Annotated in this window: 18 protein-coding genes and 1 riboswitch; of the genes, 6 read left to right on the top strand and 12 right to left on the bottom strand. The window is 56.2% G+C overall.

Annotated elements, in window-relative coordinates; genetic code table 11:
- Window positions 1-43 precede the first annotated feature (43 nt).
- Window positions 44-592, bottom strand: coding sequence for an isoprenylcysteine carboxylmethyltransferase family protein (locus VNX88_20565; protein HWY71072.1), 549 nt, complete (start codon window positions 590-592; stop codon window positions 44-46).
- Window positions 593-861: 269 nt separating this feature from the next.
- Window positions 862-1,689, bottom strand: a complete 828-nt coding sequence (locus VNX88_20560; protein ID HWY71071.1) for a glycoside hydrolase family 16 protein — start codon at window positions 1,687-1,689, stop codon at window positions 862-864.
- Window positions 1,690-1,923: 234 nt separating this feature from the next.
- Window positions 1,924-2,111: riboswitch (cobalamin riboswitch) on the top strand.
- A 141-nt stretch (window positions 2,112-2,252) separates the two neighbouring features.
- Between VNX88_20560 and VNX88_20555 the strand changes: the two genes are divergently transcribed.
- The 3 genes from VNX88_20555 to VNX88_20545 are packed head-to-tail and all read left to right on the top strand — an operon-like array spanning window position 2,253 to window position 5,968.
- Window positions 2,253-4,478 (top strand): TonB-dependent receptor, encoded by a 2,226-nt coding sequence (locus VNX88_20555; protein ID HWY71070.1) that lies wholly within the window; start codon window positions 2,253-2,255, stop codon window positions 4,476-4,478.
- Window positions 4,479-4,496: 18 nt separating this feature from the next.
- Complete coding sequence (locus VNX88_20550; GenBank protein HWY71069.1) at window positions 4,497-5,027, top strand: DUF6580 family putative transport protein; 531 nt, start codon at window positions 4,497-4,499, stop codon at window positions 5,025-5,027.
- A gap of 8 nt (window positions 5,028-5,035) precedes the next feature.
- Window positions 5,036-5,968 (top strand): cobalamin-binding protein, encoded by a 933-nt coding sequence (locus tag VNX88_20545; protein HWY71068.1) that lies wholly within the window; start codon window positions 5,036-5,038, stop codon window positions 5,966-5,968.
- 12 nt (window positions 5,969-5,980) lie between these two features.
- On the opposite strand, the gene VNX88_20540 is transcribed toward VNX88_20545, so the two are convergent.
- On the bottom strand, window positions 5,981-6,214 hold the full coding sequence (locus VNX88_20540) for a hypothetical protein (GenBank protein HWY71067.1): 234 nt from the start codon (window positions 6,212-6,214) through the stop codon (window positions 5,981-5,983).
- Window positions 6,215-6,323: 109 nt separating this feature from the next.
- The gene (locus VNX88_20535) at window positions 6,324-6,674 is read right to left on the bottom strand and encodes a hypothetical protein (GenBank protein ID HWY71066.1); all 351 of its coding nucleotides are present in this window, start codon (window positions 6,672-6,674) and stop codon (window positions 6,324-6,326) included.
- A 731-nt stretch (window positions 6,675-7,405) separates the two neighbouring features.
- Between VNX88_20535 and VNX88_20530 the strand changes: the two genes are divergently transcribed.
- From VNX88_20530 to VNX88_20520, 3 genes are all read left to right on the top strand, one after another.
- The gene (locus VNX88_20530; GenBank protein HWY71065.1) at window positions 7,406-7,594 is read left to right on the top strand and encodes a hypothetical protein; all 189 of its coding nucleotides are present in this window, start codon (window positions 7,406-7,408) and stop codon (window positions 7,592-7,594) included.
- Window positions 7,595-8,260: 666 nt separating this feature from the next.
- Window positions 8,261-8,605, top strand: a complete 345-nt coding sequence (locus VNX88_20525) for a hypothetical protein (protein HWY71064.1) — start codon at window positions 8,261-8,263, stop codon at window positions 8,603-8,605.
- Between the two features lie 340 nt (window positions 8,606-8,945).
- Window positions 8,946-11,297 carry a GAF domain-containing protein gene (locus tag VNX88_20520; GenBank protein HWY71063.1) on the top strand — a complete coding sequence of 784 codons (2,352 nt, stop codon included), beginning with the start codon at window positions 8,946-8,948 and terminating at the stop codon, window positions 11,295-11,297.
- Window positions 11,298-11,342: 45 nt separating this feature from the next.
- Here the strand turns inward: VNX88_20520 and msrB are convergent, their stop codons facing one another.
- The 8 genes from msrB to VNX88_20480 all read right to left on the bottom strand — a co-directional run bounded on the left by msrB (window position 11,343) and on the right by VNX88_20480 (window position 22,718).
- A complete protein-coding gene (gene msrB / locus VNX88_20515) occupies window positions 11,343-11,741 on the bottom strand; it encodes a peptide-methionine (R)-S-oxide reductase MsrB (GenBank protein HWY71062.1) in 399 nt (132 codons plus the stop codon).
- Between the two features lie 703 nt (window positions 11,742-12,444).
- Window positions 12,445-13,914 (bottom strand): Asp-tRNA(Asn)/Glu-tRNA(Gln) amidotransferase subunit GatA, encoded by a 1,470-nt coding sequence (gene gatA, locus VNX88_20510; protein ID HWY71061.1) that lies wholly within the window; start codon window positions 13,912-13,914, stop codon window positions 12,445-12,447.
- Between the two features lie 4 nt (window positions 13,915-13,918).
- Window positions 13,919-14,227 (bottom strand): Asp-tRNA(Asn)/Glu-tRNA(Gln) amidotransferase subunit GatC, encoded by a 309-nt coding sequence (gene gatC / locus VNX88_20505; protein HWY71060.1) that lies wholly within the window; start codon window positions 14,225-14,227, stop codon window positions 13,919-13,921.
- A gap of 6 nt (window positions 14,228-14,233) precedes the next feature.
- The gene (locus VNX88_20500) at window positions 14,234-14,530 is read right to left on the bottom strand and encodes a DciA family protein (GenBank protein HWY71059.1); all 297 of its coding nucleotides are present in this window, start codon (window positions 14,528-14,530) and stop codon (window positions 14,234-14,236) included.
- A 13-nt stretch (window positions 14,531-14,543) separates the two neighbouring features.
- Entirely contained in the window at window positions 14,544-15,533 is a 990-nt protein-coding gene (locus VNX88_20495) for a UDP-glucuronic acid decarboxylase family protein (GenBank protein HWY71058.1), read from the bottom strand.
- Between the two features lie 10 nt (window positions 15,534-15,543).
- Entirely contained in the window at window positions 15,544-16,947 is a 1,404-nt protein-coding gene (locus VNX88_20490; GenBank protein HWY71057.1) for a UDP-glucose/GDP-mannose dehydrogenase family protein, read from the bottom strand.
- A gap of 138 nt (window positions 16,948-17,085) precedes the next feature.
- A complete protein-coding gene (metH, locus tag VNX88_20485; GenBank protein ID HWY71056.1) occupies window positions 17,086-20,559 on the bottom strand; it encodes a methionine synthase in 3,474 nt (1,157 codons plus the stop codon).
- A 287-nt stretch (window positions 20,560-20,846) separates the two neighbouring features.
- Window positions 20,847-22,718, bottom strand: a complete 1,872-nt coding sequence (locus VNX88_20480) for a bifunctional homocysteine S-methyltransferase/methylenetetrahydrofolate reductase (GenBank protein HWY71055.1) — start codon at window positions 22,716-22,718, stop codon at window positions 20,847-20,849.
- Window positions 22,719-22,908 lie beyond the last annotated feature (190 nt).

The raw sequence follows: 22,908 nt of genomic DNA, 5'->3' as shown, positions 1-22,908 counted from the left end.
CCTGAAGAGATGTAGAGACGTCCGCCGTGGCGGACCTCTCTTCTTAACGGGAAAATGGCAGGTACGCTGAGACGCTTCGCCGGTAAAACTGAAACTCTTCACCGAAACGGGACGACAGCAAATTGTCCTCGACGCGAACGCGGATCTCGGTGCCAATCATGAATAGTATCGCCGCTACGGTGAACAGGGGCAGGGGCGTGATCAGGAAGCCGGTCGCGAGCAACAGGCACAACATCGACGTGTATATCGGATGACGAACAATGCGGTACACGCCGGATCGAACCAGCTCATGATCTGCATTGAGACCGGCATCAATACGCCATTGTTGTCCGAGTGATCGGGCTCCGCTCCAGGAGAGCAAACCTGCGAGCACGAAGAACGGTACGGCAAGTGCGAGACGCCAAGGTTCGAGCGATCTTGTCCAGAAGTGGCCCTGCCACAGCAGCGAATAACCGACCATTTGGAACACGATTCCCCAACGAGCATTGCGGTTCACTTTTTCTGGAGCTTGCGTGGTTCGCTTGATGAGGAAAAACGGCGTGCACCAGGCAATCCACCCCGCGGCCAGAATGCCATACGCATAGGCAGGCATGCCCGCATCCTACCACCCAGAGTTTCGAGTCCTTCTAAGCGTGCACGTTCTAGCTGAGTCCGATGCCTTGCATGAAGCCCCGCTACAAGCCTTAAGAATCGCTGAAATTCATCTGGGACAGCGAGCATAAATCAGGATGTTTGTCCCACCAAGGTGGGGACGATGTAACTAACTCATTTCTAGATACTTACGACCATTCTTGTCGAGTGTCCCACTGTCCCAAAGCCTATACCCGCTGGGACACTGGGACACCAGCAAAAAACTGCTCATCATCGGCGATAAACGCGCACGTAGTCGATCAGCATCTTCTGCGGAAATTGGGTGGTCGCATCCGGATTGCCGGGCCAGGCCCCGCCGACTGCAAGGTTCAGCAAGATGAAGAACGGATGGTCATACACCCACTTCGTTCCTGGCGGGAGATCAGAGGGCCGACGCGTCGCGTAGAGGTTCTCGTCAACGTAAAAGCGAATTTCCTGCGGCTCCCATTCCACGGCAAAGAGGTGAAAGCCGTCACTGAAGCGTTGGTCGTTTGGCAGCGTAAATGGGGCGCCGATGCCGTGTCCCCCAGAGTATCCGGGACCGTGAATAGTCCCATGTGCAATTGAAGGTTCACTACCCAGGTTTTCGACGATGTCGATCTCCCCACACGTGGGCCATTTAACGCTATGGATGTCGTCGCCCAGCATCCAGAAGGCCGGCCAGATTCCCTTTCCGGTCGGCATCTTGATGCGCGCTTCGAATCGTCCATATGCCTGCGAGAACTTGTCTTGCGTGTTGATGCGCGCAGATGTGTAATCGCGCTGTACGCCGTCAGGTCCCGTGTAGGGCTCCTTGATGGCCTGGATCACGAGTAATCCGTGTTCCAAATGGGCATTGCGAGTGCTGCTCGTGTAATACTCCAGCTCTTTGTTGCCCCACCCATGACCTCCAGTGGCGTGGTTCCACTTTTGGGAATCCACGGGAGCACCATCCTGCCCGTTGAATTCGTCGCTCCAGGAAAGGACCCAATTCGATCTGGGCTTCTCCTCAGCGGTGATCGATACCGTGAGACATAGGAAAGCAACAAGGAGTGTTTGCTTGAGGAAACGGAATGGCATGCGGAATCCCGGTTGCGGCGGCCATGAACGTACCGCAACTGCGGTAGCGAGAGACTAGCACTTAGTTGTTTCACGGGACCAGCATTGATTGGCGATTGCCGTGAGTGAGTTTTGCCGAAGGCTTTGACATTATTGGCGTGGTCGACGTGATTGTGGGACCTGGAACCAGGCGACGTTAGCAGTCTGCGGATTTGATCCCACACTTGACATACAGCCCGCCCCAAGCGTAATCAGGATGAGCAGTTTGCTTCTGGTGCTTTTGTTCAAAGCTCAATAGGGAAGCCGGTGAGAGTCCGGCGCGGCCCCGCCACTGTGATCGCTGAGGGCTAGCCAACATGCCACTGATCCGCTGTGAGGGTTGGGAAGGCGGCTAGTCCGGTGAAGCGAGAGTCAGGAGACCTGCCAGAAGCCGGACGAGTGAACCTTCGCGGGAAGGTGAACAATGAAAACCGGCTCCCGGGCGCGTCTTTCCTGATGCCCCGGTGAATTCGTCTTCAAGTTCTCCCCATCGAAAGCTCCTCTTCCATCATTTCATCTCTCCCCGTCGCGGGACAGGAGGAGCAATGCCAAGGTTTTCTCTCGCCCAGTGGTCGATTTGTACTTGTGTCTTGGTCGTCTCGCTTGCGGCTCAAGTTTCGAACCAAATTTCGGGACAGGTAGTCGATCCCGATCACGCTGCAATTCCGCGGGCCACGGTGAGATTACTTTCACCCGATCGATTGGAGACGGCTCGCGTTCTAACTGACCAGCAAGGACGGTTCGCTTTTCAGCAAACCTGTCAGGGCACTTGCGTGGTTGAGGTCCAGCTCACAGGCTTCCAGACACGGCAACTGCACACGCCTCTCAATACACAAGAAATCCAGCTTGGACTTGCGCCAATTCAGGAACAGATCGTCGTTACCGCAAACCGCACTGAGACGCCAGAGATCCAGCTTGGCAGCACGAGTACGACGATCAGCCACCAGGACATCGTTGAGCGGCAGCCATTGATGCTGAGCGACGCCCTGCATTGGGTGCCCGGAGCAACGGTGATCCGCAGCGGAGCACTTGGGGCAACGACGTCGCTTTTCATTCGTGGAGGCGAGTCCAACTACACCAAGGTCTTGCTGGACGGAATTCCGCTGAACGAACCAGGCGGCGCATTTGATCTCGGCAGTTTTGCGGCAGATGGTATCGATCGCGTGGAGATAGTCCGCGGGCCGCAGTCCGCGCTGTTTGGCTCCGACGCCATGACCGGTGTTGTGCAAGTCTTCAGCGACCATGGAGCAACCGAGGAACATCGTCCGCAAGTGGATCTGAACTTCGAAGCCGGCAAGTACAACACTCTCGAGGGTGGAATTAACGTCAAAGGCGGTATTCGCGATCTCGACTACTCGGGTTTCTACTCGCGACTGAACACCGACAATCAAGGGGTGAATGACGACTTTCGCAATTCCACCGGAGGCCTGAACGTTGGCTTCGCTTTGGGAAAGCGATCCAGGCTGCGATGGATCGCCCGCGGAAATTCTTCGCGCGACGGCACTCCTGGACAGACTGCGTTTGGCCGGCCCGACACCGACGCATTCTTCCGTCGTGCCGACGGCTACACCGGCGTCAGTTTCACGGATCAAACGTCGCGTGCGTGGGAGCAACGCCTGACTTACACCTTTGAGCGGTCACGTGAGGTTTCGCGCGATATCTTCCTTGATCCACCGTTTACTCCCACCTTTGGCGACAGCAGCGCTCCGTTCGAATTCTTTGATTTTCCGACCGACTTCCTCAATGACACGCGACGGCATCACCTGGGCTACCAGAGTGATCTGCGTCTCGGGCAAGGCGATCGCAAATGGGGACAGCACATCTTTACGCTTGCCTTCGATTGGGATCACGAATCGGGCTTCCTCTTCGACCGACTCGGAGGGGGAATCCCAAATCGGGCTCAGCGCGATAACTTTGGTGGCACTTTCCAGTACCAAACGGTACTCGGACGTCTCTTTCTTTCGAACGGCTTTCGCGTCGAGGATAACGGAAGCTTCGGACGCACTGTGGTCCCGCGCAGCTCCGCGGCACTCTTATTGCGACAAGGCGGCAGTGCGTTAGGCGCAACCAAGGTTAAATTTAATTGTGGATTGGGCATCAAGGAGCCGAGCTTCACACAATCTTTCAGCCAGGATCCGGCATTCCTGGGCAATCCGAACTTACGGCCCGAAAGGTCGCGAGCCTTTGAGGTTGGCGTTGAGCAACGACTCCTGCGCGATCGTGCCAAGATCGAGGTGAACTGGTTCGACAATAACTTTCGCGATCTGATCGCCTTTAAGACACTGACTTTTGTTCCCTTTACGGGAACATTCTTGAATATTAATGCCACTCATGCCCGAGGGGTCGAGTTCATCGCTCAAGCGGTGCCGGTAAGTCACGTCCACCTCACGGCGGAATACACCTACCTGAGCACCCGCGTGGAGAAGAGCGCCACGCCCACCGATCCGATCCTTGGCGTGGGTAAACCTCTGCTGCGGCGTCCCAAGCATTCAGCTACGTTATCTGCTGTATGGGATTGGCAAAAAGCAACGTTGAGTTCAAGTTTGGTGTATGTGGGCCGCCGGGCCGATAGCGACTTCGAGGCGCTGTTTCCGCCGCTGACGAATAGTTCTCCCTACACAAACTGGAATCTGGCTGGATCGTATCGAGTCTCAAGACAGCTTTCGTTCGTAGCGTCGATTGAAAATCTGCTCGACCGGACTTACATGGAGGCTCTTGGATTTCCAGCCTTGCGCATCGCGTACCGCGTCGGAGTGCGCGTGCACTTCTGAGGAATCGAGGAGGTCACAATGGCTTACTGGCTCATCGTAATCGCGGTCCTATGCCGCTTTGTGCCGCATATCCACAACTTTTCTCCAGTGTATGGTGCCCTCCTTTTTGGCGGAGCGCACCTGCGGAAGCGTGATGTGATCTGGTTCCCTGTCATCTTGCTCGCGGCGAGCGACTTCGTCCTCACCAATCTCATTTATCACCTGAACATCGGCTGGCTCGAGATTGTGCAGATGGCGGCTTTTGCCTCCATCGCGTTGATCGGCGAGCTGCTACGGAACCGAACGACCTGGCTGCGGCTGGCGGGCGCTTGCGTGGCGTCTTCTCTCTCGTTTTATCTGATCAGCAACTTTGGCGTATGGCTCGGATGGAATTCGTATCCTCACACCTGGCAGGGACTCGTGCAATGCTACGTGGCAGCCATTCCCTGGTATCGCCAAGCGTTGATCAGCACATTCGTATATGCCGGTTTGTTCTTTGGCTGCTACGAGTTATATGTGGCACGACATCGGTCTTCCCAGAGAGCTGCATCGATTGTGAACCGCGGATAACCACACCAATGAGAATTTGCTCATTTCTGCCTTCGGGAACAGAGATTCTGTTCGCGCTCGGACTGAACGATTCCATTATGGGAGTGACGTTCGAATGCGATTATCCCGTGGAGGCGAAGACCAAGCCGGTCGTTGTTCTAAGCAAACTTCCGCCCGGACTTTCCCAAGCGGAGATCGACCGTCGGGTGAAGATCTACTCCGAGCGCCGTGAGAGCCTCTATCGGCTCGATGCCGACAAGCTGCGCGAAATCGAGCCCGAGCTGATTGTCACGCAGGAACTTTGCCACGTTTGCGCTGCCTCTCCCGACGACGTTGGCGCAATATTCGCGAAGCTTTCGTTCGTACCAAGGATCCTCGCTCTAACGCCAAAAACGGTGGACGACGTCTTGCATGATGTGCTCACCGTGGGAGTTGCTACCGGACGGGAAAAGGAAGCCTCGGAACTGGTTGCTGCGTTAAGAGCACGGATCCAGAAGACCTCACAAGCGCAGCCAGAATATCGGCCGCGAGTTCTATGCCTGGAGTGGCTCGATCCTCCTTTCGTGGGAGGTCACTGGGTTCCGGAAATGCTAAGCATCGCGGGCGGACGCGATGTGCTGGGTGTCGCAGGAATGCGGAGCTTTGAGACCGATTGGCAGACGATCGCGATGTCCGATCCAGACATGATTCTGTTGATGCCGTGCGGCTACCACGAACACGAAGTGGAACAAGAGCTTCGAACGGTGCGGTTGCCGAGCGAGTGGTACGAGTTACGTGCAGTCCGGAACGGGAATATGTTCGCAACCGATGCCAGCAGCCATTTTTCCCGCCCCGGCCCGAGAATCGTAGATGGCATCGAGGTTATGGCGCAGTTATTTCAGCAGTATTCACGATCGAGAATTAGGAAATCCGCGAAACGGGCTGAATCCGAAGGGCGGTCCATTGCTTCCAGGGCGAGATGAAGACGCGGGTACTTAAGCCGCCTTCCGCTTATTTGCCTTCTTTTGTCCATTCAGGATGTCGGCTAATTCCACCCAACGGTTTACGGCCGCTTGATCCTTCGCTGCATTTGAATCTTCTTTCTCAGGCTTGACCAGACCAGAGAGCGAGAGCACCGAAGGCAGGGCTGTTTCTCGCTTTGTGGGGGAGGGGAAGGGACGCCAAATTACAACCTTGTTTTTCGCGCGAGCCACGACTTTTAAAGTCATGGATGCTGACAAGCCCGACGGAGTTGGTCAATTGTTTTCAAAAAAACGGGCTTTTGAGTGAGAAGGCAGGGACTCAAGAAACGGGGATTCCTGGCTTTTTCATACAAGATCACGCGGACTTACGTCGTGCAATTAAGCCTTCCACGACGGCAACCAAGTCCTCGCCAGGTTGACCAGCGCGGATATGAGCATCGGCGGCGGGCAAGTCCGGTGCAGCGGCATATTGTTCCAAGATCTTTGCTCCGCTGCAGTGATCCTGAAGCAGTTCGTGCACGCGTAGCTTTTCTTTACCGGGAAGGGTTTGCCCAATCAGGACCACCTCGAACCGGATGCCTGAGCAGGCTGCTATCACCTGCCGCACATCCTTGGCGAGGCTAACGGTATGTCCTGCGCGTTCCAGTGTTGATCGCTTCACCTGCATGGATGCATCGTCGATTCCAATGCACAGAATGTCTGCCATAGCGTAAGTACTAGCGCTTCTCCTGTCCAAACAAGGGGTCAAAACCGCAAGTTGTTCCGCTATATTGCCCTTACGTCCCGCGCGGGTGCAGGTAAACACACGTCGAGCATCTAGATTGGGATGCATGATTGAGCAGCTCTGGTTGTCACGAAGTCTTCCGATTCCTACGGAAAACGTTGCGGGATTAGATTCCGTGCGGTGCGGCAGCTAGCCGGCTCGCTTGACTTCGTCTAAGACAGGCAATTGATAGAGATGGACATGGAATCTGAGCGAGGCGCCCGCATCGGGTAGTTCACGACGCAATCGAAAGAAAACCGCAGACTCGCAACCGGCACACCGCGGGAATTGTTGGTCCTGGAGAAGTGTAACTTCGCGAGGAAGGCGATGCTCGGAATGGCGGACGCTGTAGATTCCGCTTCGCGGGACCAGGGCGCCGGTTTTCCAACCACCGGCATCAATTGGGACTACATTCCTTGCCATGACGCAGCTCGGACACCTAGAACGAGGGCCTGAATTCCGGAAGCACACCTCCGGCATTCCCGACGAGTGCGCAAATTGTGAGATGTCACTGACGGTGACAAAGTTGTGCTTCGAAGTGGCAAATTTTCCCCGAAGAAGAATAATTTGCTGCATTCCGCAGCTCGAGTTTCTTTTACCTATTGAAAGTAATGGATTTGCCTTGGTATGGCATTTGCACCCTGTCTTCAGGTACGAAGTCTGCTGGAGGGCCCATGCGGAAAAATCGAATCACCGTGCTGTACCGGGAGAACTGTGGCGGCATTCTCCGTAATCTCGCTGCCGGCCTGCGTCGAACCATTCACACAGTGGCCGAACTGGACTTATACGACGACTTGCGCGAGCGCATTTTTAGGCAGGACACATCGATCGTCGCTGAACAAAAGGGTAAGTCTGCCGTATAAAGACCGTCTACTTCCATCAAGTTGCCAACCCGTTGGCCTAGTTAACCCGTCCAGACTGAATGTCTGGGCGGGTTTTTAGTTTTCACAATGGGAAAAGATAGCTTTCGGCCACGCCGTGACTCAGCATGTCACGTGCACTTAACCATCATGGTAGAGACGGAGCGGACGTCAATCGCCCCGACAGAGACGGCACCCGGGATCGCGCTTGGACTCCGATTCTTGTCCGCAGGCATGCTTTTCAAAAGCGGATTTCGCCTGAAGTTGGTAGCAGAATGGTACGGCCCAGGAGACGTGGCAATCGGGAAACAACATCGCCCACGAACAAGCGACACAACGGTAGCCATGCACAAATCCTAGCGGACAAAGCACCGGGCTCAAGACGCGAGCTGGAGGCGCCAAAACCGGAGGTGTGGCTTGCAGGACCATTGCTCCTCATTCTAAATCCAGAAACGGGGAATCCAGTCCGGGAAGTGACGATCGCTCCGACCATCGTCGAAGTGACACAGAGTGTAGGAGAGGAGTACATTTATACGGTCCAAGCTCTACGCCGCTGCCGCCGACAGAAAACCTGCTTCGAGTGCCGCTCCCGCCTGGGTTTGGTTGTTGTAATACGGCCCCAATGCAAGTCACATTCCCGAAAGGACGGACGCGCTCTTGAATATCTACGTGGGAAACCTCCCCTTTAGTGCCAGTGAGGACGATTTGAGACAGGCTTTTGGAAAGTATGGAACGGTTGGCGAAGTGAATCTGATTCGTGATCAGTTTAGTGGACGATTGCGCGGCTTCGGCTTTGTCGAGATGGGTGATAGTACGCAAGCAAGCGCAGCGATTGCGGCGCTCAACGGGAGTGATCTCGGTGGGCGCGCGATTACCGTGAACGAGGCTCGGCCTCGGACCGAACGCGGCGATGCCGGTGGTGGACGCGGAGGGCGTCCCGGTGGCGGCGGCGGTGGTCGGGGTGGCAATCGCGGCGGGGATCGCGATCGTGGCGGCCGCGGGCCGCGCTGGTGATCTAACCCAAATGGATGCCAGAGACGTCCGCTGCGCGGACGTCTCTGCTTTTTAGTGCATCATCGCTCTGGTCATCAACGGCAATCGCGACGAGCCAGGGATTCACTTCATTCCACGATCGCGCAGGTGCCTGTTCGATTGTGGGGATGGCTATGGCCATCTCGAAGGAACGTTATAGGATGCGTGCGCTGGGTAGTCGGCGCGCTGAGTGAGCCTGTGCGGCATATGCACGTCGTTAGGGCTCTGCGCAGCCTAAGCTGCGACACGGCGCAAATAATTGCATTTCGCAGTTACTTAATGGATAATCCTTTCCGCTCTCCTCCCGGCTCGGCCTCACACCATGATTCCAGCGCAAACACCTATCCCGACACCGGGTAGCGCGAACGAACGTCTGTTCCCGGTCCTGCTCGAGATCATGGGCGCGATCTCCGACCAGAATCTGGATAAGCTGCTGCAAACAATCACCAAGGGAGCTTCTTCCGTGCTGGGAGCGGACCGCTCGACGCTGTTCGTGGTCGATCGCACGAAAAAGCAAATCTGGTCGAAAGTAGCCCAGGGCGCGGGAATCACCGAGATCCGGATCCCGTTAGGGGCGGGCATTGCCGGACAGGTGGCACAAACTGGGGACGTCATCAACATTCCCGATGCGTACGCCGACCCGCGCTTCAATCGCGAAGTAGACAAACGCACCGGCTACACGACGCGCAGCATTCTGTGCATGCCTATGAAGGACTCCACCGATCGGATCATTGGAGTCTTTCAGCTCCTCAATAAACACACGGGAACTTTTACCGCAGACGACGAACAACTCCTTCAAGCCTTCGCTGCGCAAGCTGCCATCGCCGTTAAGAACGCGATGCTAAATGAGGAGATTCGGAAACGCATGGAAGTTTCCGAAACGCTCCTCAAAGTCATGAAGTCGGTCGCCTCCGAACTGCACATCGACGAATTGCTGAAGAAGATCGTCAACAGCACGTCTGAAGTGATGAACGCGGAACGCGCCAGCCTTTTCCTGCTCGATCCCAAAACGGGAGACCTCTGGTCAAAGGTCGCGCAAGGCTTGGACGCGATGGAGATCCGCGTGCCGATCGGCGTCGGAATCGCGGGCCATGTCGCTATGACAGGGGAAACTATCAACATCGAAGACGCCTATGCCGATCCGCGCTTTAACCCCGACATCGACAAGCGGTCCGGCTTCCGTACACGCAGCATGCTCTGTATGCCGCTGCGCAATGACTCCGGCGAAGTCATGGGAGTGATGCAAGTCCTCAACAAGCTCAGCGGCGTGTTCACCGAAGAGGATGAACGCCTGCTCAACGCGTTGGGCTCACAGATCTCAATCTCGCTCGAGAACTCTCGCCTTTACGAGCGAGTTCTTTTCATGCAGAACTACAACTCGAGCATCCTCGGCTCGATTGGCACGGGAGTGGTTACGCTTGGTCCCGACGGCCGCGTGATTTTCGTGAACAGCGCGGCTGGGAAGATTTTTGGGGCCTCCGAGACCGGCAAAATGCATGATGAGTTCTTCAATGCCACGCAAAACTCAGAGCTGACCAGCGGTATCGATCGCGTGCTGCACACAGCAGAGTCTGAGTACAAGGCGTATCACGCTCACTATGTTCGTCCCGACAACGACGCAGTGAACGTAAACTTCCAGGTGCTGCCGCTGCACGATCCCTCCGGCAAGAATTTCGGTCTGGTAGTCGTCGCTGACGACATCACCCAAGAACAGCGGCTGATGAGTACTCTGTGCCGCTATATGACACGCGAAGTCGCCGAGAAAGTCCTCGCCGATCGCGACAAACTCAAGCTGGGTGGCGATCGCCAGACGGTTGCTGTGCTCTTTTCCGATATCAGGAATTTCACGAACATCTTCGAGGAATCCACTGCGGAAGAGATTGTTGGCATGCTCAATGACTACTTCACACGCATGATGGAACCGGTCTTCCGTTACGAAGGCATGCTCGACAAATTCATCGGCGATGCCATGATGGCGGTCTTCGGCGCGCCAGTCGCGCGTGAAGACGATGCCGAGCGCGCAGTCATGGCTGCGCTCGAAATGCGGAGAATACTGTCACGCTATAACCGCCAGCGCGTTGCGCGCGGATTGCAGCCGATCCAAACTGGAATCGGCATCACGAAAGGTGAGGCGATCACCGGCAACATCGGCTCCGAGCAACGCATGGATTACACCGTGATCGGCGACACAGTGAATGTCGCTTCACGCCTCGAAGGGCTCACAAAGAACTACGAGCACAAGATCCTCATCAATGATCAGGTCTACGAAGACATTAAGGACAAGATTCCCTGCGTAGACCTCGGTTACGCGCTGGTCAAAGGCAAGGGCGAGAGCGTCCACATTTACGGCGTGAAGGAGCCGCTGGAGAACCGAATCTTCCAGCGCATTCCTAAGCGCATCGAGGTGTGCTGCGGAATCGGAGACCAACTGGTAACCGGCGAATCGATCGAAATCAGCGAAGGGGGCATGAGCTTCCGCACCAAATCTGATTACGAAGTCGGAAGCGCAATCGATCTGCACTGCAAATTCGGAGCAGAATGGGTGCAGTTCCGCGCAGTTGTCCGCCGCGCAGGTGCAGACAACATGGGCGTGGAATTCGTCGATGTTCAGCCTGGAGTTCGCGCCAAGCTGATCGACTACATCAACATGCGGTCGGCAGCTGCCAGCGCATAGCGCGGTTCCATCAGCATGGTAGAGATCCCCACCCGTGGTAAGACTTCATTCCTTTGGCTTCAACTCCAGCGCAGCCGAGTTCATGCAGTAGCGCAGTCCGGTCGGAGCTGGGCCATCCGGAAATACGTGGCCAAGGTGGGCGTCGCAACGACTACACACTACTTCGTTGCGCCGCATTCCGTATTCGTTGTCTTCGTGAGTCGCCACGCTATCCTTGGAGAACGGCGCATAGAAACTAGGCCAGCCGGTTCCTGAGTCGTACTTGGCATCCGAGCTAAACAACTCCTGGCCACAGCACACACAGGTGTAAACACCGAGATCCTTGCTTTTGTCGTACTTCCCCGTGAACGCACGCTCGGTTCCGCGTTGCCTAGTGACGCGATACTGCTCATCGCTCAGCTGAGATCGCCATTCGGCGTCTGATTTCTGTATCTTGTCTGCCATTGTTGCCTCATTACTAGGATGCCCCAGGGAACAAATTGATGCAGCTACACTTTGACACGATCCGGTCGTGCGCTTAATTCCTTTGCAGTATTGCGGTTTGCAGCTCCCTCTGCTAGATTTCACTTCTTGATCTTAGAGTTTCGCGGTCGGAGTGGTAGAGTGTCTCGGCGCAAACTGATCCTCCTTTCAGTAGTGATGGCGGCGGTTTTGTACGTGCTGATTTCCCCACTCCCTGAACTCTCGGCGCACTCACCTCGAGACTCAGTCGCCATCACACTGGGCATCCTCATATTTGCTCTTCTTCCTATCGCTCTTCTGCTTGCGACCTGCCCTGGCCGTCATTGGACAATCAGAAGAGAGTCTCCCGACCTGCAAGCTGTACTTTGTAGCCGGCACTGTTAGCCTTCCTTCCCATCGCCTCAGCTTCGTCACACCTCCGACAACGAATTTCAACAATTGTGCGAACGGTGTTTCTCAACCGCGCCGATCAGTCCTTAGGGAAGGAATCAAGATGGCGTATCAACGAATGAATTCGCAGTACGGAAACGAGAATTCAAGGCCTTGGCTCACAGAGGGTTTTGCCGAGCGGTTCCGGCAGGCGTTTGGACGTGAGATGACTGCAGAAGAAAGAGCATTCTTCGGACTTAAAGCTCGAAAGCCTGAAACGGAGGAAGCGGAAGGAGCGGACTAACGGGCGTGCTGCTTATGACGCACCAGAAGCTCGCGCATGCTCGAAGGCATGAGCTAGCCGCAGTATTGTGCCTTCTTCAAAATGACGGCCCAGTATCTGCATGCCGATCGGCAATCCGCCTCTCGAGTTGCCGCATGGAACTGAGATTCCGGGAATTCCCGCCAAGGAAGCTGTGACGGTAAAAATGTCGGCCAGGTACATGGAAAGTGGATCATCCGACTTTTCCCCCAATTTGAAAGCAGGCGTTGGAGTCGTCGGTGTAACGATAGCGTCGACCTCTCTGAACGCGTTCAGAAAATCCTGGGCGATGAGTGTGCGCACTTTCTGTGCCTTGAGGTAATACGCGTCATAGTAACCCGCACTAAGAGCGTACGTGCCGAGCATGACGCGCCGCTTCACTTCAGGACCAAAACCCTCATCACGGGTGCGGCGATACATCTCCGCAAGGGTAAGTGCATGGGGAGATCGATACCCATATCGCACACCGTCGTAACGCGCCAGATTGGAAGAGGCTTCCGCAGTGGCAACGACGTAATACGTCGGAATCGCGTAATTAGAGTGTGGCAGCGATATCGGCTTCACCTCGCAGCCAGCGCTCGCCAGGAGCTTTATGCCAGCTTCTACGCCCTGGCGAACTTCCGCGTCCATCTCCGCGGGAAAATATTCTTTGGGAACGCCAATGCGAAGTCCGCGCACAGGCTTACCGATCTCCTGTTCATAATCGGGAACCGGCAGATCTACGGAGGTGGTGTCCATCGGATCGCGCCCAGCCATGTGGCGCAGGATGATGGCAGCATCCTTAGCCGACTTCGTAAGTGGACCAATGTGGTCGAGCGACGATCCAAACGCAATCAATCCATACCGCGACACGCGGCCATAAGTTGGCATTAGCCCAACCACTCCGCAGAAAGCTGCGGGTTGACGGATCGATCCCCCGGTATCAGAGCCCAATGCCGCCACCGCCGTGCCGGCAGCAACGCTCGCGGCGGAGCCTCCGCTGGAACCTCCTGGAACTCGGCTCAGGTCACGCGGATTGCGCACCGGACCCCACGCGGAATTCTCATTCGACGAGCCCATGGCGAACTCGTCGCAATTGAGCTTTCCCAGAATGACTGCGCCGGCGCCTTCAAGACAGGATACGGCAGTGCAGTCGTACGGCGGAATATAGTTGCCGAGGATCTTGGAGCCTGCCGTCGTGCGAATGCCGCGCGTAATCATCACGTCTTTAATCGCGATCGGCACGCCGCCGAGTGGCGGCAACGGATCACCCCGATCTACGATCGCATCCATTTTGCTGGCCTGTCTTAAGGCACGTTCTCGCGTAAGGTTGAGGTACGCATTGGTCTGTCCAGGCTGACGATCTTGGGCTTCAATCTTTGCGTAGAACCTTTCGACCATGGCAGCAGCGGTCGTCTGGCGCTCCTGCACCGCAGCTCGCGCAGAGCTTACAGTGAGTACGTTGAGATCGAGATCTTCAGGCATACCGCTAACGTTCGATCACCTTGGGAACGCGGAAGAACGTACCGTCGGTCTGAGGAGCGCCCGCGAGGACCTCGTCACGAGGAAGGCAATCGCGCAGTTCGTCCGCACGCAACGGATCGGCTGTTTCGCCTGCCGCTCCAAGTTGGGATACTTGCGCCATCGGCTCGACATTGCTGGTGTCAACTTCGGCAAGCTGGTCGACGTACTCGAGGATCGAATTCAAATCCTTTTCCATCCGCAAGCACTCTGCCTCGGTTAGTTCCAGATTCGCGAGGTTAGCGACGTAGGCCACGTCTTTCTGTGTGATCTTCATGGCGGGCTAGAACTGTTTGTCGGCAGCAGAGCCAATCTCGTACGAGATACGCTTCACTGTCACACCGGATAGGTTCGATAGTCGGTGCAGATACTGTGCACTAAAGGCTTCGAGCTGTGACTGCCATCCCTTATCCGGGACCGCGACGCGTAGTGTTTCATTCTCGAATGCAACTGCTCGAACTCGCTCTGCCACTGCAGTGCCGCACACAAGCGGCCAAGCGAGCACCACCGCTTCCGCGGGATCGGTATTCCTCAAAACCCGGGCAGTCAGAGCCTGCAGATCCTGTCGCGCAGATTGCATGAGACGGATTCTCCTAGCGGCTCGCCGATCGCGCGGCTGCCTGCTCCGCCTCAACTTCCGTTCGGAAGTAATCCAGCGAAAGTTGCAACCCAGTCCGCAAATCAATCTTCGGCTCCCATCCTAACAGCGCACGAGCTTTGTTGATGTCGGGGCACCGCTGTTTGGGATCGTCCTGAGGGAGTGGCAGAAACTTGATACCGCTTTCTGATCCCGTAACCGCAAGCACCTCGCGCGCACAGTCGAGTATCGTGAACTCGCCTGGATTGCCGATGTTCGTGGGATCCTGCTCTTTCGACCATGCAAGCTTGAGGATCCCCTCGATCTCGTCACTCACATAGCAAAAGCTGCGAGTCTGACTGCCGTCCCCGTAGACGGTAAGGTCTTCGCCCCGTAACGCCTGCTTCATGAAATTCGAGATCACTCGGCCATCGTTCATCTGCAAGCGAGGCCCATACGTGTTGAAAATGCGCACGATGCGAACGTCTACCTTGTGGTAACGACGGTAGGCTGTCGTGGCCGCTTCGGCAAATCGCTTAGATTCGTCATAGACCGACCGTGGACCCACAGGATTCACATGGCCCCAGTAGGTCTCTCTCTGCGGATGCTCCAGGGGATCGCCATAGCATTCTGAAGTGGAAGCGAGAAAGAACGTAGCATGGTGCTGCTTCGCCAGTTCGAGCAGGTTGAAGACGCCAATCGATCCAACCTGCAGAGTTTCGACTCCATGCTCCATGTAATCCACCGGACTGGCTGGAGACGCAAAATCAAAGATGCAGTCGACGCGCCCTGGATCAAATTGGGAGCAGATATTCTGCTCGAGAAAAGAAAAGCGGGGTTCCCGTTTCAGGTGTTCGAGGTTATGCAGCTTTCCCGTAATGAGATTGTCGACGCCGAGAACAGAGTGCCCCTCGGCAAGGAGAGCGTCGCACAGATGGGAGCCGAGAAATCCCGCGGCTCCTGTGACCATAATGTGCAGATTTTTCTTCGAAGGTAAATTTGCCATCCGCAATCCGCTACGTCTTGAGGTTCAGAGCAGAGGCTTGGCTGCTCTCCAATTCGACCGTTGCTCGTCCAACGCTCACATAGAGCAGCCCGTGCTTCTGCATGACCTCTCTGGAATAGAGGTTGCGTCCGTCGATGACGATGGGATACCGAAGTAAGCCCTTTATGCGCGTCAGATCCAGCGAGGCAAACTCTTCCCAATCGGTCAGAATCAGGAGAGCATCCGCGCCGACCGCAGCCTGATAAGGATCTTCGGCGTATGTCACATCTCCGGTGATTACCTGCCGGGCACGTTCCGTGGCGGCCGGATCGTAAGCCACAATCGAACACTGCTCGCTCAACAGAGAGCGAATGATGTCGATAGCAGGCGACTCACGAATGTCGTCGGTTCCGCCTTTATAGGCAAGGCCGAGTACCGCGAGTCTCTTGCTGCGCAAAGTCCAGAGTGCAGTTCGCACTTTCTTGAGGAATCGTTTGCGCTGTTCGTCGTTCACGCGAATGATCTCTTGCAGCATGGGGAAGTCGTAGCCGCATTCGCGCGCAACTGAACGAAATGCTGCAACATCCTTTGGAAAGCAAGATCCACCATACCCAATGCCTGCGGACAGAAAACGCTTTCCGATTCGGGAATCAGTCCCTATCCCTAGCGCCACCTGTTCCACGTCGGCATCGACGGCTTCACATACATTTGCGACTGCGTTAATGAAAGAAATCTTTAACGCGAGAAAGGCATTGGAGGCGTGCTTAATCAGCTCAGCACTCTTCGCGCTGGTCAAAATCAGACGCGCTGGAACCTTTGCGCCCTGCGGCTCCGGAACCACTCCGGCTGATCTCGCGTGGTAGGTTCCTTTGGTTAAGGGCGCATAGACCTCTTGAAGAATCTCTGCTGCTCGCTCAGAATCGGCTCCGATGACGATGCGGTCCGGATACAAAAAGTCCGCTACAGCAGTTCCTTCACGAAGAAATTCCGGATTCGATACCACTTCGAAGTCCGCAGGCTTGGCTCCAGTCAACTGCATCACACGACGGATCCACTCGCTCGTATAGACAGGGACCGTGCTCTTTTCGACCACAACCTTGTATCCATTGAGCGACTGAGCGATTTCGCGCGCCACCGCCTCAACGTAAGACAAATCGGCATCGCCAGTCTCGCTTGGGGGAGTACCCACAGCAACGAAAACTACAGAGCTCGCGCGAACGGCCTCCGGCAAAGAGGCAGAAAACTTCAGCCGGTGACCGCGATGGCGGGCCAGGAGTTCCGGGAGGTATTGTTCATGGATCGGCGTTTCGCCGCGCACAAGCGCAGCCAGCTTTTCGGGATCGTTGTCGACGCAGATTACTTCGTGGCCAAGTTCCGCGAAGCATGCTGAGGCGACTAGACCAACATATCCAGAACCAACAACTGCAATTTTCATCAATTCCACTCTCGCAAAATCACGCTTTCACTATAGCGCAGAATTTACGCAGGCCAGGCCGCTCGGAACCGGCGGCGGTAGCCGCTGGGTGCGTAGCCCTCTATCTCATCCAGTTGCCTATGTGGTCGCACACCCCGATCACGCAACGAAGTACTTAGCCGCAGGATGGTGAACCACAATCGCCGACGTTGACTGCTCCGGCTCGATTTGGAACGTATCCGTCAGCGTAACGCCGATCTCCTCCGGATGCAGGATGGCAAACAGCTTCGTCTGATCCTCAAGGTTCGGACATGCCGGATAGCCAAACGAATAGCGTGATCCGCGATACTTCTGATGAAACAGATCCGTGATCCGAGGAGCGTCATCGCCGGCGATTCCCAATTCCTTCCGAATCTCTCGGTGGAGATATTCGGCCAATGCCTCCGCCGTCTCAACACTCAGTCCGTGCAGATATAGATACTTCGTGTAGTCACCGGATTCGAATAGCCGCTTCGTCTCCTCGCTCGCGCGATTGCCGATCGTCACCACTGAGAAGCCGATCACATCAATTCGGCCGGAACCGACTGGCTCGAAGAAATCGGAGATGCACAGCTTGCGGCCCTCCCGCTGGCGGGGGAACGTGAAGCGCTGAATCTCGCGCAAGCTCTCGAAGGTGTCATAAATAATGATGTCGTTGCCCTGGCTGTGGCATGGATAGAAACCGTAAACAACCTTCGGTTCGAGCAGACGCGACTCGGCGACTTCCTTCTGCAACTCGAACTTGATCGGCCTGTATTTCTCCTCTACCAGTCGCGCATAGTCTGTGGCGGACGCCGTCTTCAGCTGCCACTGATTCTTGAACAAAGCGGTATCGTTGATGTACGAAAAGATTTCGTGCAAATCAAAATCCGTACGCACACGCCGGCCGGTGAACGGCGGCTTCGGAATATCCGGAGCGCTGGTCACAACTGCCGAGCGTTCGGTTGAAACCACTCCATCGCCCGCGCCTGCCGCTGCGGCTCGCGCAAACTGCTTTACCACGCGACCCTCATTCAGGCGAGCTTCTCGCGCGCCATTCTCAGACGTGAGGTCGTCCATGATGTGCAGGCCAGCGAAGGCATCGTCCGCGTAGAAGACCGAATTCGAATACTCGCGGCGAAGGTCGTCTTCGACGTACTTGCGCGTGAGCGCAGCGCCTCCGCAGATCACTGGATACTGGAGGCTGAGCCGCTGCAGGTCCTGGATCACGTACTTCATCTCCAGCGTGGACTTTACCAGCAATCCGCTGAGCCCAATCGCATGAGCGCTGTGCTTTTGCGCGGCTGCAATAATCGTGTCAGCGGGCTGCTTGATGCCCAAATTCACGACTTCGTAGCCGTTATTGCTAAGAATGATGTCTACGAGGTTCTTACCTATGTCGTGGACATCGCCCTTCACGGTCGCAAGCACAATGGTGCCTTTCCGTGAGCCCTCCACTTTTTCCATTTTGGGCTCGAGATAGGCTACCGCCTGCTTCATCACGGCCGCCGAGTCGAGCACTGAGGGAAGCTGCATCTTGCGCGCGCCGAACAGCTCACCGACTGTCTTCATGCCGTCAAGCAAAACCGTGTTAATGAGATTAAGTGGCGTGTAAGTAACGAGTGCGGCTTCCAGAACGGCTTCGAGTGACTGCTTCTTGTCACCGTTACCGATCGACTTTTCGCCGTTGATGATGCAGTGCTTGAGCTTGTCTTCAACCGGCAGGCCGCTGAGGTCTTCGCCTTCCGCCTCGGTCTTCTTCGTGACCCCGGAGAAGAAGGCCATGTAGGCCTGGAGCGCATCGCCGTTGCTGGTGTCCTGGAAGATGAGCTTGCGCGCGATCTCCACTTCCGCTTCGGGAATCTTGTATAGCGGATAGATCTTTGAGTAATTCACGATCGCGCAGTCCAATCCACGATCGACTGCCTCACGCAGGAATACGCTGTTCAATACGCGGCGCGAATATACCGACAGGCCGAATGAAATGTTGCTGACGCCCAGAATCGTGCGGCACTCCGGCAGCTCCTGCTTGATGCGACGCACAGCTTCCAGCGTCTCGATTCCGGCGCTGCGGTATTCCTGCTGCCCTGTTGAAATCGGCAGAGTCAGTGGATCGAAAATCAGATCCACGGAACGAATCCCGTACTTCTCAGTCGCGAGCTTGTGAATGCGCTTGGCAATCGCAACTTTCTTGTCGGCCGTGAGTGCCATGCCGTCTTCGTCGATCGTGAGCGCAATCACCGCGGCGCCATAGCGTTTTGCCATCGGCAGCACTTTGCTGGTTCGCTTCTCGCCATCTTCGAGATTGATGGAGTTGATGATTGCTTTGCCCGGGATGCGCTTGAGCGCAACTTCCACTACGTCGGCTTCCGTGGAGTCGACAAGGATCGGCGCTGGCACACGCGTAGCGATCTTCTCGAGGATCGAACTAATGTAGCCCTTCTCGTCTTCCCCAACGATGGCGCAGCACAGGTCGAGCATGTGCGAGCCTTCGGTTACCAGCTTCTTCGATAGCGCGAGGATGTCGTCGTACTTGGCTTCGCGCACAAGATTCTTGAAGTGCTCGACGCGCGTGGTCGTGTTCATCTCCTCGGCCACAACGACCGGCTGACCATCAAGCTCGAGCGGAACAGATGTGTAGGCGCTCGCGGCTTCCGAACGCGGCTTTATGTTGCGGACCGCGGGCTGCAGCGCCGCACACGCCTTTACCACGGCGTCGATGTGCATCGGCGTAGTGCCGCAACACCCGCCGACAATGCGCACTCCATACTCTTCGATGAAGCGCTTGTGATAATCGGCCAACTCCTGCGGAGTGAGCTTATAGACGGTGCGGCCGCCTTCGTTGTGAGGCAAGCCGGCATTCGGAAGAACCGAAATGGGCTTTGAGCTGTTATGACACAAGTAGCGAACCGCATCGTTCATTTCGCGCGGACCGGTCGCGCAATTCAGGCCCACGATATCGATGTCGTACGCATCCAGAATCGCGGTAGCGGCATTGATATCGGTGCCGAGCAGCATGGTTCCGTCTTCGGCATTCTGCAGCGTGACCTGCACCTGCAGAGGCACACGCTTTCCGGCGGCCTTCATGGCATCGAAGGCGGCGGCGACTGCGATCTTGGTTTGCAGAATGTCCTGCGAAGTCTCGATGAGCAGAACATCAACCCCCGCCGCGATCAGGGCTTGCATTTGCTCGACGTAACACGCGAGCATCTCGTCGAATCCGATATGTCCGAGTGAGGGAAGTTTGGTCGTCGGTCCTACCGAACCCGCAACGAACCGTGGACGCTCTGGCGTCGAGAACTGTGCGGCGGCCTCGCGCGCAAGCCTCACGGCAGCGTGATTGATTTCGGCCACGCGGTCCTGCAAACCAAACTCGCCGAGCACGATGTTGGTGGCGCCGAATGTATTCGTCTCAACCACATCGGCGCCCACGCGCAGATATTGCGCGTGAATGTCGCGAATCATATCGGGACGGCTGAGGTTCAGGACCTCACTGCAGTTTTCCTGACCCCAAAAATCCTCCAGGGTCGGATTCATGTCCTGAATGAGCGAGCCCATCCCGCCGTCGTAGATAACGACGCGTTCGCGAACGGCTTTTAGAAAAGGCGATTCCACGTTTATTCCTTAAATGAACTGCACGACATGATGGTGATACTCCATCAGTCCTGGGCAATTCTTGTTGCTTGGCTTGCATAGGGCACAAGGCTGGTTGTGCCGCAGGGAGACGGAGGTTAGTGGGCGTGAGCCCCGCGCATTCGCATCTGCATTCGGCGGTTCATCATGCTGTACTCCATCCGCGTCCTCTCTCGGGGGACCGAGCAGGAAAACGTAAGAATCGAGCGGCCAAGCTCAATTCTACAACACGCCTGTAAATGCTCGAAAAACGAGTCTTACGAACCCCCTTACACAGCCGCGGCCTTATGGCCGTTTCCACCCAGTGCCTCGAGCACATCTGCCGCCGAGGAATATCGTCCCAGCGGCGCACTAATCTGCGCTCCCTGTACTGCACCCCGTACGGCAACCAACATCTCACGAGCAACAGCAACACCCTCAGCGCGAGCAGCCTCGGCGCTCGTAGCCGATGCCATGCGAGCGAGGATCGAGTCCGGCACAGACACCCTCAATTCGTTCTTCATGAATTCCGCATTGCGGACGCTCACCAGCGGCCAAATACCGGCAAGCACCGGGATGCGGAACTGCTCGATGCGCCGCAAAAACGTTTCCAGCAGTTTCAAATCAAACACTGGCTGCGTGACTGCGTACTCCGCCCCAGCCTCCACTTTGTACTCGAAGCGCCGAACCTCTTCGTCGAGATTAGGCGCTCCCGGATTTGCGCCGACGCCAATCACAAACGCAGTCGCATTGCCCATCGGGTTTCCGCCGACATCCAGCCCTTGATTCAGATTGCGCACTATATTGACCAGGCCGATCGCATCCACGTCGAAAACAGCGGTCGCATCGGGATAATTTCCCATCTTGGGCGGATCGCCGGTGATACAAATCAAGTCGCGAATGCCGACGGCGTAACCGCCAAGCAAGTCCGACTGGATACCGAGCACGTTGCGATCGCGGCAACTGTAGTGGAGCACGGTCTCAATTCCGACCTGCTGTTGAATCAGCAGGCACAGAGCCTGATTGCTCATGCGCGCCGAAGCCCGCGGACTGTCAGGAATGTTGATGGCGTCGATCCCAACCGACTTGAGATAGCGCGCACCCTCCACTTCCTTGGCCGGATTCACACCCTTTGGTGGAACGATCTCAACCAGAGTGACAAACTCACCTGACGCGAGCTTCTCGCCCACACGCGACCGATTCTGAATCGGGACGGGCTGAATGGCAGACGGTGTCTTGCTTTCGTGAGAGACAGACGCAGGCGTTTTCTTCGCGTTCGTAACTCGAATCGCAGACTTCATCACGCGAATATGCTCAGGCGTGGTTCCGCAACAGCCTCCTACAAACCGCACACCAGCCGCGACAAACTTCCTCGCGTAACTCGCCATATACTCGGGCGAGCACAGATAGATGTTTCGGCCTTCAACGTTGCGCGGCATGCCTGCATTGGGCATCGCCGATAGAGGTGCGGTCGTCACCTGCCTCAAGCGCTCGATCGCATCCAGCATCGCCACAGGGCCAACGCTGCAGTTAATCCCAACTACGTCGGCTCCCCACTCGGTAAGCTTTGGGCCGAAGACTTCGGGAGTCGATCCGTCGAGGCAGCTTCCATCCTCATCGATCGTCACTTGAGCGACGACGGGTGTGTCGGGGTTAACATCTCGGGCCGCGAGAACGGCTTGGTGCAGTTCCTCCAGCGATCCGAAGGTTTCCAGCACCAGAAGATCGACTCCCCCCTCAACCAACGCTTCAATCTGCTGACGGAAGGAATCCCGGGCTTCTTCTCGGGCAATCTTGCCCAATGGCTCAATTCTCACGCCCAGCGGTCCTACGGCTCCCGCTACTAGAGCTTGGAAGCTCTTGGCGGCATCCCGGGCCAACCGGGCTCCCGCCAGATTGATCTCACGAACCTTGTCCGCACATCCATGCCGGGCCAGCCGGAAGCTGTTGCCGCCAAAGGTGTTGGTTTCGATGACCTCAGCGCCTGCGTGGAGATAATCCTGATGGATCCCCGTGATCAGCTCAGGCTGGGAGAGATTCAGCTCGTCGTAGCACCGGTTGATAAAAATGCCCTTGGAATACAGCAGGGTGCCCATGGCGCCGTCACAAAGGACTGGATGGGCGGCCAGCACCCCAACAAAGGCTGAATCGGATGAACTCATAGAAACAGGCGGGTTCCTACCATATTACCTTAGGAGTTACGCTCAACATGAGATCGGTTCGGGAAGCCCGAGTAAGCCCAGTGGCTCTCCCACCCAGTCCGGGCTAAAGCAGCTTTCCATTAGTGCTAAGGTGTTCGTTCATTGACGTTTGTCTCTGACCAGGAACATACTTTTCCACAGCCTCTCGACC

The sequence above is a fragment of the Terriglobales bacterium genome (assembly GCA_035567895.1).
GTDB lineage: Bacteria > Acidobacteriota > Terriglobia > Terriglobales > Acidobacteriaceae > Gp1-AA112.
The sequence above is the reverse complement of the archived record's forward strand: the minus strand, read 5'-3'. Positions and strand labels throughout refer to the sequence as shown.